Origin of the sequence: Ligilactobacillus salivarius (genome assembly GCF_035231985.1) — a bacterium.
Classification (GTDB): domain Bacteria; phylum Bacillota; class Bacilli; order Lactobacillales; family Lactobacillaceae; genus Ligilactobacillus; species Ligilactobacillus salivarius.
The window spans coordinates 1,570,778-1,582,805 of sequence record NZ_CP117983.1 but is presented as its reverse complement, the minus strand read 5'-3'; the positions used below and the strand labels follow the sequence as shown (position 1 = coordinate 1,582,805).

Below are 12,028 nucleotides of genomic sequence, written 5' to 3'. Positions count from 1 at the left end.
AGCGAGAAAGTGAACTTGCTCTTTTTTTTGAGGTGAAGTAAGTATGGAGAAAAGGGCTTCTAATTTAGAATTATTAAGAATTTTAAGTATGTTTATGATTGTAGTACATCATTTTGCATTTCATGGAACATTTAATTTTAAAACAATAACTAATACTAATCAGGGTGCATTGTTAGCGACTTTAATATTGGAATCATTTGGTAAAGTAGGTGTGGCGATATTTGTTCTTATAGGTGCATATTTTTTAGTGGAAAAAAATTTTAGTTTTAAGAGAATCATAAATTTAGTGATCTTGACAAGTTTTTATTCAATTACTATTTATATAGTATTAAAATTGCTAAAATATGGTATACCAAGTGATTATTCGTGGACTAAGATAATATTTCCATATCCAATTCCAACTAATTACTGGTTTGTGACTAGTTATATTGTAATGTTACTAAGTATGCCTATGTTAAATATAGTAATACGGAACATTAATCAAAGAAAGCATTTGTATATATTATTGTTTTTAACAGTTTTTATAGTAGCTATTCCTGATCTGTATTCATATTTTCCTGGAAAAATGGATATCTGGATAGGACAATTTGGTGCTACAGATGCTACGTATTTCATATATTTGTATTTTATTGCTAGTTATTTTAGGTTATATTCTAGTAAATTAACTAGAAAATGGGAATATTGGCTAATACTTGTAGTTATCGGAAATATATTATTGTTTATATCATACTCACTTCCGTTATTTATAAGTGATGCTACTCATAATTATTTAAATTATTCCCAATTAATGATTGGACAGAATAGTACTGTAATTACTATGGTGGCCGTATCAATATTTATGCTATTTGTAAATATTGATATAGGTAAAATAAGATATATAAACTATATATCAGCATCGATGTTTGGAGTATATTTACTCCATGAGAATGCATTTTTACGTCCTATTATATGGAATTACATTAACAACAATAGATTTACAACATTTACTTCAATGATAATCAATGGTTTAAAATATAGCTTTTTAATTTTTATTATATGTATATTGATAGATATAGTATTTCGAAGAATTTTATTTGAAAAGAAAATTAATAATTTGTCACTAAAATTAGGGAATTATTTAGATAAGAAATTATTAGGAAAATAAATAATAATTGTGTAATGAGGATATTATTATTATAATTTTAGTGATAAAATGAAAAGTGTTTTGCTAATTAAAGGAAATATTTTAGTTTTGGAGGATTTAAATGACAAATTATTTAGTAGTAGGTGCAGGACTTTTTGGTGCAGTATTTGCACGTGAAGCTGCTCAAAGAGGACATAAAGTAAAGGTTATTGAAAAAAGAGACCATGTTGCTGGAAATATTTATACAAAAGAAGTACATGGCATTCAAGTTCATCAATTTGGTGCACACATTTTCCATACTTCTAAGAAAGAAATTTGGGAATATGTAAATCAATTTGCTGAATTTAATCGTTATACTAATAGCCCAGTGGCTAATTATAACGGTGAAATCTATAACTTACCTTTTAATATGAATACATTTAACAAACTTTGGGGAGTAGCTACTCCTAAAGAAGCTATGGCTAAGATTGAAGAACAACGTGCAGTTCTTAATGGTAAGAAACCAGAAAATCTTGAAGAACAAGCTATTTCATTAATCGGAACAGATATTTATGAAAAGTTAATTAAAGGTTATACAGAAAAACAATGGGGACGTAAGGCTACAGAATTGCCAGCTTTTATCATTCGTCGTTTACCAGTACGTTTAACTTATGATAACAACTATTTCAATGATACATATCAAGGTATTCCAATCGGCGGTTATACACAAATTGTTGAAAAGATGTTGGATCATGACAATATCACTGTAGAAACAGGGGTAGATTTTTTCGATCGTAAAGAAGAATATCTAAAAGAATACGATAAAGTTGTTTTCACAGGTATGATTGATCAATTCTTTGATTACAAACTTGGTGAATTAGAATATAGAAGTTTACGTTTTGAAACAGAAGTATTAGATGAAGATAATCATCAAGGTAATGCCGTAGTAAACTATACAGATGCTGAAACACCTTATACTAGAATAATCGAACACAAACATTTTGAATTTGGTAAGGGTGAAAAAGGTAAGACGGTTATTACGCGTGAATATCCTGCTGATTGGAAACGTGGCGATGAACCTTACTATCCAGTAAATGATAGTAAAAATAACAGTCTTTACAAGCAATACCAAGAATTAGCAAGTAAAGAAACTGAAAATGTAATATTTGGTGGACGTTTAGGACAATATCGTTACTACAATATGGATCAAGTTATAGGAGCAGCTTTAATAACTGTTAAGAATGAATTTAATTAATAGTGGTACATAATTAGAGATAGTGGATTTAGTTATGTATAATCAAAAGGTTGGAAGGTTATGGAATCTTCCAACTTTTAGATTAGGTAGATGGTAGTGTTGTTTTTTAACAATTAGAATAGGTGACATACATGAGAGTAATAAAGAATTATTTATATAATGCAGGTTATCAATTATTAGCGATAATAGTTCCACTGATAACAACTCCATACGTTAGTCGTGTGTTACATCCGGTTGGTGTAGGTGATTTTTCATATACTAGTTCAATCATACAATATTTTGTTTTAATTGCCGGTATGGGTGTAGGATACTACGGAAATAGAGAGATTGCTTATTTGAGAGAAAATAGGTATGAAATGAGTAAAGCATTTTGGGAAATACAGATAGTAAAAACATTTACCACTATTATCGCATTTATCATTTTTGTCTTATTTTTATATTGGTATGAGCACTATATTCTTTATTTATGGATACAAGCAATTAACATCATAGCTGTTGCTTTCGATATATCTTGGCTATATATGGGAGTGGAAAATTTTAAGCCAACAGTTGTAAGAAATACAATCTTTAAAATATTGTCTACGATAATGGTGTTTATTTTCGTTAGAAATAGTAATGATGTAGGAATCTATATTTTAATTACTGCATTATCTGTTATTTTAGGGAATATGGCTTTGTGGTATAGTTTAAAAAACATAGTTGTCAAAGTTAAGTTAAATGAGTTAAAACCATTTAGACATTTAATGCCAAGCATTTCAATGTTTATTCCACAAGTTGCAATTCAAGTATATGTGCAGCTTAACAAGACAATGTTAGGAGCTTTTGTAGGGACTGTATCTTCAGGGTATTATCAATATTCTGATAATTTGGTAAAAATGGTTTTAACAATAGTTACAGCGACAGGTACTGTAATGTTGCCACATGTATCTAATGCTTTTTCAAAGGGAGATACGAATAAGGTTAATCAAATGTTGTATAGATCGTTTGATTTTGTCTCGTTTTTAGCTATAGCCATGATGTTTGGATTAGCAGGTGTTTCAAAGTATTTGGGATTAATGTTCTATGGACGTGGTTTTGGGCCTGTGGGAATGGCTATGATAATTGAATCAATAGTAATTGTTTTGATAGGATGGAGCAATGTTATTGGTACTCAATATTTATTGCCTACTAATAAAGTAAATTCCTTTACCGTATCAGTAACTTTAGGAGCAATAATAAATATTATTTTAAACGTTCCGCTTATTTATATGTGGGGATTATATGGTGCTATGTGGGCAACTGTATTCTCAGAGTTTGCGGTAACAGCGTATCAATTATGGGTTGTGAGAAATTCTTTAAGTATGAGAGAATTATTTAAAAACTTTTGGAAGTACATGGTAGCTGGATGTATAATGTTTAGCTGTGTAATATATTTAGAATTACTATGGAAACCGATTAGTATAAGTAGTATTACAGATATTGTACATTTATGTATCATTGTTGCGGTAGGTATATTGGTGTATGGTATAATGATATTATTATTAAAACCTACGATTTTAGATTACGCAAAAGAGATTCTTTTCAAAAGAAAGAAATAATTTAGTTAGGAGAAGTATATTTATGAAAAAATTGTTTGTATCTAGCATGGTACTAGTGAGTTTGTTAACATTAGGTGCATGTTCTAATGATGGTAACAAGAGTAGTATGTCATCTGCTAATCATGAATCAAGCAAAAATGTAGAAAAGACAAAGAAACAGATAAAAGCAACTGCTGTTTCTTCCGTAGATGAAGATAGTACAAGTATTGTGAATAATGATAATAGTGGTGAAGAAAGCAGTTCAAGTAATAACTCTGCGATGTCTTCTCAAAGTAGTGAAAGTAGCAGTAATAGTAATAAAAATTCCACTACTTCTTCCAAAAAGCAATTTTCTCAAGAACAAATTGCAGCTTTGGCATCTTGGTATACAGGAAATATAAAGAATAGTAAAATAGTGGTTCATAACATGGGAAATTATAATGCTGTAAGTGATGATAATGGGAACCTATTATTCGCATATAGCGTTTCTGGAGATAATGTAAAAGTTGGTGGCTTTGGGGATAAGCCTTGGGATGAAATGAATATCTCAAATTTAAATGACAAAGCATCTCAACAGGGACAATCAGATAATGTAAATAGTGTTGCAAATAACACTACATTTACAGATGGATATCAATAAACAAACAAACGCAGATAAATCAAGACAATAACGTCTTGTTTCATCTGCGTTTTCGTTTATTCTTCTATTGGAAGTAGGCAATATGAGCCTGCAGTATCAATGCGATATGAATTTTCTTCATTACCTTGTAAAGTCATTTCCATATCAGTTGCATAGATTACTAAACCTAATTTATGTCCTTTAGGAAGATGATAGAACATAGGTTGCGTAGTAATTTCAACATCATAGAACTTATTAGTTTCAAGTTCATCAGTACTAAAGTCGTTATGACGATTCTGTAAGTTCAAGTGAGCTTGTGTAATCATCTTAAATGGTGTTTCCTTAGTTAATTTAAATTCTACTAAATTATCTTCTTGCCAGTGATAACCTAAATCTAAGCCACGTCTTTCAAGAATTGTAGGAGTAGCTCCTAGACGTTTAGCATCGCCATAATCGACCAACTTAACACTGACCAAGCCATGATCAAGTTGACTAGCAATCTTCAATTTAATTTTAGCAACACCTTTAAGTAAAGTTTCATGCTTTAAAGGTTCGCTGGTGAGGATCAAACGATTATCTTCAAGTTTTGGACTAGTTGGTGCAAGAATATCTTCTTTCCAACTATTAATATTTGCTTGATAGTGTTTAAATGTAGCTTCTGGCAAATGATCACTAAATTCTAAAGTTTGATTTTCTTTCTTTTGTTCAGAGAGAGAATCAGAATCTAAGTATAACTTAGTAAAGTTCTTGCTTTGCCAACTAGAATAAGTTTCCCATGTACTTTCTTTAGTATTATTTTGAACTAAGATATCTGGGAGTGATTCTTTAGCGTTATTCTCAACACCATACAATTTATGACTTAACCAAAGATTCATCATATCTGTGAAATCAAGTGATTGGAAATTGTTGATATAGATATGTTGACCTTGATGTAAGATAAGTTTCTTCGTTACCTCAACATCACCAAGTTTATTATATAAGTTAAATACATTCTTTAACTTAACATTCCAGTCATTGAGACCATGAACCATCACAATATCACATTTGATGTTACTTACATCTTTCAAATAGTTACGAGCATCCCAGAAAGTATTGTAATTACCAGTAGTGCGATCTTGATCTTTAGTAATAGTTGATAGGAATTTGTTAAAACCATCTTTAGCACGATTATAGTCACCAGCACTTTTTTGACGACTAAAACATTCTTCAGCTAAGATGTCGGCATCTTCTCCAGGAAATCCACCAGGTGCAATAACAAGTCCGCCTTCGCGATAGTAGTCATACCAGCTAGAGATAGCAGCTTCGCTAATAATAGTCTCTAATCCTTCCACACCAGTAGTAGCAGTAGCTGTAGCAAGCGTTCCTAGATATGATTTTCCAGTCATCGCTACTTTTCCATTTGACCACCAAGCAGGAATAGCCTTATTTGCTTCTTTAGTTGTAAAAGCTGTTCTCTTTCCGTTCAACCATTCAACAACATCCTTAGCTCCCAAAGTTTCAGCTTCATCGCCACAAGTTCGGTATCCATCAGAATCTAAGGTCCCAATTCCACCAGAATAAACAACAGCAAATCCACGAGCTAACATGTAATCGTTAAAAGTATATGTAAATAAGTGTTCCCAACTTTCTTCAGCATTTTTAGTAGAGATTACGACAGGACGTTTCTTAGGAAGTTTAGTTTCTGGCTTATGGTATTCAATATCCTGATAAGAAAGAGGTTTAACTTCCTTACGCGTAATTGGTAAGTCGACACTGTGCATCATTTTCTCAGCACTAGCATCATTAGTTCCTAAATAGTAGGGACTAGCTGTGAAAATAGTTGGAACTTTCATACCATTATCAGTCATTGCTGGACGCGTAATAATAACTTTTAGTAAATCGCGCTTACCATCTTGATCGGTATCTAATTCTGATTCAACATAGACTACTTCGTGAATAAGTTTATTTGTATCAAAAACAGGTTGAGCTTTTCCGTTAAAGAAAATTGGCTTTGTCAGATTCAATTGGTAAAATTGTGTGAAATATCCACGATTAGCTAGAATATCGAGTAAATTTTGTCCTTTTTTAGTTGAAGTACATAGTAAATCATACCAAGCATTAATAACATCATCGCGATGATTTATTTCTTTTTGGTATGGCAAGTTTAGCTTATCCATTGCAGAAAATGGATCTTTTAAATCAAAATCTAGTCCAACTTCAAAGCCTAAAAGCTGTAGACCAATGGCATAGAAAACTCGAGAATTTATCTTACTAGAATTTAAATAAGTTAAAACATCAGCATTCTCAGTAGCTGCTAGATTGGAAAGAGCGTGATTTTTAGCTGCTTCAGTTTTGAAATTTGGAAAAGCACGTTCTAAAAATAAGCGATAAATATGATTGCTAGCTAAATCTTCATCACCAGCGTGAAGAAAAGCAATACGATTGAGTTCGGCTAATTTTTGTTCAAAAGGAACTTTGACATGAGCGAATTGATTGAATTTCATAATAACGATCCTTTCTTTTAGAATATTTATTACCATTATAGACTTTTTATAGAAAAACTTCTATGGTAATAGAGGGAACGTTTACATTGAATAGCCAGGGTATTTGACTTTTAAGACAAATATTTTTTTTGTAAAATATATATTGTAGAGTAATTTTTAGGTACTTTGAAAGGAAGATTATATGACCTATTTAGGAACACTTTGCTTGGTTTTGCTGACAACTGCTTTTGCTGGCAGTATTAGTCGCAGAGTCGGAATGCCTGCCGTAATTGGTCAGTTATTGGTAGGGATTATTCTGGGACCAGCGATGCTAGGTTGGGTGACAAGTAATAATTTTGTCCACATCTTTTCAGAAATTGGTGTGGTCATCTTAATGTTTATGGCGGGACTTGAAAGTGATCTAGATTTATTGAAGAAATATCTTAAGCCTGCGACTTCAGTAGCCTTATTTGGTGTAATTGCGCCTATTATTTTAGTTTATCTTTTGGGGCGAATATATAACTTTACTAATGAAGAAGCAATTTTTCTCGGCGTAACTTTCGCAGCAACTTCAGTTTCTATTTCAGTTGAAGTGTTAAAAGAGTTAAAGAAATTAGATACAAAAGAAGGGACAACGATTTTAGGGGCTGCCGTAATTGATGATATATTGGCGGTTTTGATTTTAAGTGTCTTAGTAAGTATCTTTAGTGATGTTGCTCAAGCAGAAGGTGGTCATACTCAATCTAATTTGGGTGTGGGTATCTTAATTCAAGTAATATATTTTATTGGTATTTACTTAGTCTTTAGATGGATTGCACCACTTTTAATGAAAATCAGTGAAAAATTACCAATATCTTCAAGTGAAATTCTAATGTCACTAGTAATTTGCTTGGGAATGGCATTCTTTGCTGACTTGGTAGGTTTAAGTGCAGTGGTAGGTTCATTCTTTGCTGGAGTGGCAGTTGCACAAACTCCATATAAACAAGAGATAGATTCAAGTATTGAACCAATTGGCTATGCAGTATTTATTCCGATGTTCTTTGTATCAATTGGATTGAATATGACATTTAAGGGATTACTGACTAATTGGCTCTTTATCGTAATTTTGTTAGTATTGGCCTTACTAACAAAATGGGGTGGCTGTGGCTTAGGTGCTAAAATGCTAGGAATGAGTTGGCATTCTGGCGATATTATCGGAGCAGGAATGGTTTCTCGTGGAGAAATGGCATTGATTATTGCCCAAGTAGGTTATGAGGCACACTTGTTATCTGATAAGTTCTATTCAAGTGTTATTATCGTAATCATCTTAACTACAATCATTGCACCATTTATGTTGAAATCAGCAATTATGCGCCAAGCAAAGGCTGAAGCTAAATAATATTAATAGAAGACGGATAAATTATTGGAAAAGATAATTTTTATCCGTCTTTTTATTCACTTATACACAGTATTGTGCATAACTTTGTGCATAAGTACTAAATGATCAAATATTAGAAGTAAAATAGAGATACATATGTTCACTTTATTGGATAATAAAGTAGTGTTATCCACAAAAAGTGTGTATAACTCGGGGATAAGTTGTAGAATACTGCCATTTTTATCCACGTAGATGAAATGTTTGGATTTACAAACGTGGATAAGATTAACTTAATAAAGTGAAAACAGAAAACAATCTTAGTTTAACAATATAGAAATAAAGTTGCGTTATTATTGATAGATAACTTAATTAATGAGGAAGAGAATTATTTATGAAGAAGCAATTTAAGAATTGGCTAATTCTAGTTATGCTAGAAATTGCAATTATAACTGGTAGTGGAATCATGAGAGGAGTAGAGGCAGATAAGATTGATGCCAAGGCAGCTTACATGATAGATGCAGGTACTGGTCAGGTCTTGTATCAACAAAATGCTGATAGCAAATATCCGATTGCATCACTAACTAAAATTTTAACATTAGCGGTTATTATGAAAGATATCCACAACCAAAAATTAAGTTGGGATCAAAAAATTAAAGTAAATAAAGATGTGTCTGATATGGCTAATAACTGGCAATACTCAAATGTTCAGTTAAACGAAGGCGAAAGCTATACCGTTAAGTCACTAGTAGAATCAATGATGATTGTATCGGCAGATGGTAGTACAGAAGCTTTAGCCTTGGCTGATGCTGGAAGTGTGAAAGCCTTTAATGAAAAGATGAAAGAAGTAGCACATGAAGCAGGAGTTACTGATGCTGAGATTTATAATATGATTGGTTTGCCAAATTCAGATTTGGGTAATTTAAAGTTGAAGAATGTAGGAGATGATCAAGAAAATAAATTTTCAGCTAAAGACATAGCTTTGATTTCAAAATACTTGGTAAATAACTATCCAGAAGTAATAGATATTACAAAACAGAAGAATGTTGATTTTAAAATAAGTGCCGATCAGACATATAATATGGAGAATATTAATTATATGTTGGAAGGAAGTTATGCAGCTCCTAAAAATGGGACAATAGATGGTCTTAAGACAGGATTTACAGATGAGGCTGGATATTGTTTTGTAGGAACAGGTACATTCAATGGACAACGTGTGATAACTGTTATTTTGAATGCTTCAGATTATAATAAACAATTTGCTGAAACGAATAAGATGATTGAGTCAGTTATGAATAATGATAAAGTAGTTAATACTAAGGATATAAAGAGTGTTAAGCAAGCTTTGAAAAAAGAAAATTTGAAAGTAAATGATACTAATATTTGGGTAACAAAGAACACCGATCCTAAACAAATAAAAGCAAAATTAACTCTATCTAATGAAAAAATAAAAGCAAAAAATGCTAAGAATGAGAAAGTTGGCACAATTAAAATCAGTTCTTCTGGGGTATCTTCAGTGGAATTAAATGTCAATTTAGAAGCTAAATAAATTAATTATAAAAGTGTAAAATAAGTAGATAAATACTGGTTTTACACTTTTTTATTTTGTCAGATATAAAAATATTTTATGGGTTTAAAAAATATTTTAATAAAACTGAAATCGCTTGCAGCGAAGGAGACTTTGTGTAAAAATAAACTTATAAAGATAATTAATTAGTTAAAGGAAGTTGAAACTTATGAACCACTATGTTGGAATTGCCGGCACTAATGATTTGAAGTCTACTAATCTTAAATTAATGCAATATATTAAGAATCATTTCAGCGAAAAAGCAGAAATCGAACTAGTTGATATTAGTGACCTACCAGTATTTTTTAAGAACAAAGATAGAGTTATCCCAGAAAAAGCAGCAGAAATTTCTATGAAGATTGAAGCAGCAGATGGTGTGATTATTGCGACACCTGAATATGATCACTCCGTACCTGCTGTTTTAATGAATGCTTTAGAATGGCTATCTTATGCAAGACATCCATTTGTAGGTAAACCTGTTATGATTGTTGGTGCTTCTTATGGTACTTTAGGAACTTCAAGAGCTCAAGCACACTTACGCAGAATTTTAGATTCACCAGAATTAAGTGCAAGAATTATGCCAAGTTCAGAATTCTTATTAGGTCATTCATTGCAAGCATTTGATGAAGATGGAAATCTAAATAATGAAGAAAAAGTTACATTATTAGATGGCTTGTTTGAAGATTTTGAAGTGTTCTCAAACATTTCTAAGCATCTAACTAATGCTAATGATGAACAAAGAAAAGAAGTAGAAAACTATTCATGGAAAGATTAGTCGGAGGAGTGGAATAAATGAAATTAGTAGGAATTATCGGTTCAATTGCTGATGAATCATACAACCGCAAATTAATGCTATACATAGCAAGTCATTTCAAGGAAACAATTGATATTGAAATCCTTGATATTAGAGATGTTCCAATGTTTAGAGCAGGAATGGAAATGGGACCAGCTGTAGAATATTTGAATAAGAAAATCTCTGCAGCAGATGGTGTAATCATTGCAACTCCTGAACATAATCATACAACTACAGCAGCTTTAAAGAGTGTAATTGAATGGTTATCTTCTAGTGTTCATCCATTTGCAGATAAACCAGTACTATTGGTAGGTGCTTCTTACTTCGAACAAGGTTCTGGTAGAGCACAATTAGATCTACGTCAAATCCTAGAATCTCCAGGGGTAAATGCTTTGGTAATGCCAAAGGATGAATTCTTATTAGGAAACGTTAAATCAGCTTTTGATGAAAATGGTAACTTAAAGGAATCAAGAACTGTTAGCTTCTTAGAAAGTGTCATGGGCAACTTCTTGAAGTGGATCAAAGTTTTGAAAGCTATGAAGAAGAATAACGATGTAAAAGGTGACTGGGAATCAGAAGATTTAACTGCATCTCAAGAGATTGATACAACTGTTAAAGGTGTAGATATGAAAGCTGAAGATTGGGTAGAACAAGCTGCTGCTAAGACTAATGCAGTTGAAGGTGATACTTATGTCAAGTTAGATAGAGGTCTTTTGACAGTTAACCAACTTAACTGGTTCTTGAATACAATGCCAGTTGAATTGACATTTGCTGATGATAATAACCAATTTATCTACTATAATCGTATGGATGAAAATCCTAAAGATATGTTAGCACCTCGTCAACCTAAGCAAGTTGGGGATCCGTTAGAATCAGTTCACCCAGAACGTGCTTTGAAGGGTGTAAAACATGTAGTTCATACACTTCGTACAGGTGAAACAGATCTTGTAAGTATGCCAGTACCATTTATCAATAAGGTTAATGAAAAGCATGTAATGCACTATTACAAGGCAATGCATGATGAAGATGGTCGCTACCGTGGAATTAATGAATGGGTAGTTGATATTTGGCCAGTAGTTGAATCTTATTTGAAGATGACAGGTCAAAAATTGGTAGCTGATGAAAATGCAAAAGTGGATGCAACATCCGGAGCTTCTGAGAAAAAAGAAGAACCAGTAGCTACACCTGAAACAGACGCAACATCAGGTGCATCTGAATCAGAAACAAAGGTAGAAGAAGTAAAAGTTGCTGAACCAGAAGTAGATGCAACATCAGGTGCTTCAGAATCTTAATAGATATGAAAGTCGAGTTTTGATACTC

Annotated in this window: 9 protein-coding genes; 8 read left to right on the top strand and 1 reads right to left on the bottom strand. The window is 32.1% G+C overall.

Going from position 1 to position 12,028, the window contains the following annotated elements:
- The first annotated feature begins 43 nt into the window (after window positions 1–43).
- The 4 genes from PTA89_RS07760 to PTA89_RS07745 all read left to right on the top strand — a co-directional run bounded on the left by PTA89_RS07760 (window position 44) and on the right by PTA89_RS07745 (window position 4,553).
- Entirely contained in the window at window positions 44–1,144 is a 1,101-nt protein-coding gene (locus PTA89_RS07760) for an acyltransferase (RefSeq protein WP_081535082.1), read from the top strand.
- Between the two features lie 100 nt (window positions 1,145–1,244).
- Window positions 1,245–2,357, top strand: a complete 1,113-nt coding sequence (gene glf, locus PTA89_RS07755; RefSeq protein WP_081535080.1) for a UDP-galactopyranose mutase — start codon at window positions 1,245–1,247, stop codon at window positions 2,355–2,357.
- A gap of 131 nt (window positions 2,358–2,488) precedes the next feature.
- A complete protein-coding gene (locus PTA89_RS07750) occupies window positions 2,489–3,934 on the top strand; it encodes a flippase (protein WP_081535078.1) in 1,446 nt (481 codons plus the stop codon).
- 22 nt (window positions 3,935–3,956) lie between these two features.
- A complete protein-coding gene (locus PTA89_RS07745) occupies window positions 3,957–4,553 on the top strand; it encodes a hypothetical protein (RefSeq protein WP_160993651.1) in 597 nt (198 codons plus the stop codon).
- A gap of 56 nt (window positions 4,554–4,609) precedes the next feature.
- Here the strand turns inward: PTA89_RS07745 and PTA89_RS07740 are convergent, their stop codons facing one another.
- Window positions 4,610–7,015, bottom strand: a complete 2,406-nt coding sequence (locus tag PTA89_RS07740; RefSeq protein WP_324177143.1) for a Xaa-Pro dipeptidyl-peptidase — start codon at window positions 7,013–7,015, stop codon at window positions 4,610–4,612.
- A gap of 181 nt (window positions 7,016–7,196) precedes the next feature.
- Between PTA89_RS07740 and PTA89_RS07735 the strand changes: the two genes are divergently transcribed.
- The 4 genes from PTA89_RS07735 (at window position 7,197) to PTA89_RS07720 (ending at window position 12,000) form a co-directional block, all read left to right on the top strand.
- Window positions 7,197–8,372, top strand: coding sequence for a cation:proton antiporter (locus PTA89_RS07735; RefSeq protein WP_003701155.1), 1,176 nt, complete (start codon window positions 7,197–7,199; stop codon window positions 8,370–8,372).
- Between the two features lie 370 nt (window positions 8,373–8,742).
- Entirely contained in the window at window positions 8,743–9,897 is a 1,155-nt protein-coding gene (locus PTA89_RS07730; protein ID WP_324177142.1) for a D-alanyl-D-alanine carboxypeptidase family protein, read from the top strand.
- A gap of 187 nt (window positions 9,898–10,084) precedes the next feature.
- Window positions 10,085–10,690 carry an NADPH-dependent FMN reductase gene (locus PTA89_RS07725; protein ID WP_003701157.1) on the top strand — a complete coding sequence of 202 codons (606 nt, stop codon included), beginning with the start codon at window positions 10,085–10,087 and terminating at the stop codon, window positions 10,688–10,690.
- 17 nt (window positions 10,691–10,707) lie between these two features.
- Window positions 10,708–12,000: an NADPH-dependent oxidoreductase gene (locus PTA89_RS07720; RefSeq protein ID WP_324177141.1), complete on the top strand. Its 1,293-nt coding sequence runs from the start codon at window positions 10,708–10,710 to the stop codon at window positions 11,998–12,000.
- Window positions 12,001–12,028: the final 28 nt, after the last annotated feature.

Coding starts and splice junctions, on each gene's coding strand:
- PTA89_RS07760 (WP_081535082.1), top strand. CDS start 44: ATGGAGAAAAGGGCTTCTAATTTAGAATTATTAAGAATTTTAAGTATG.
- PTA89_RS07730 (WP_324177142.1), top strand. CDS start 8,743: ATGAAGAAGCAATTTAAGAATTGGCTAATTCTAGTTATGCTAGAAATT.
- PTA89_RS07745 (WP_160993651.1), top strand. CDS start 3,957: ATGAAAAAATTGTTTGTATCTAGCATGGTACTAGTGAGTTTGTTAACA.
- PTA89_RS07750 (WP_081535078.1), top strand. CDS start 2,489: ATGAGAGTAATAAAGAATTATTTATATAATGCAGGTTATCAATTATTA.
- PTA89_RS07720 (WP_324177141.1), top strand. CDS start 10,708: ATGAAATTAGTAGGAATTATCGGTTCAATTGCTGATGAATCATACAAC.
- PTA89_RS07735 (WP_003701155.1), top strand. CDS start 7,197: ATGACCTATTTAGGAACACTTTGCTTGGTTTTGCTGACAACTGCTTTT.
- PTA89_RS07725 (WP_003701157.1), top strand. CDS start 10,085: ATGAACCACTATGTTGGAATTGCCGGCACTAATGATTTGAAGTCTACT.
- glf (WP_081535080.1), top strand. CDS start 1,245: ATGACAAATTATTTAGTAGTAGGTGCAGGACTTTTTGGTGCAGTATTT.
- PTA89_RS07740 (WP_324177143.1), bottom strand. CDS start 7,015: ATGAAATTCAATCAATTCGCTCATGTCAAAGTTCCTTTTGAACAAAAA.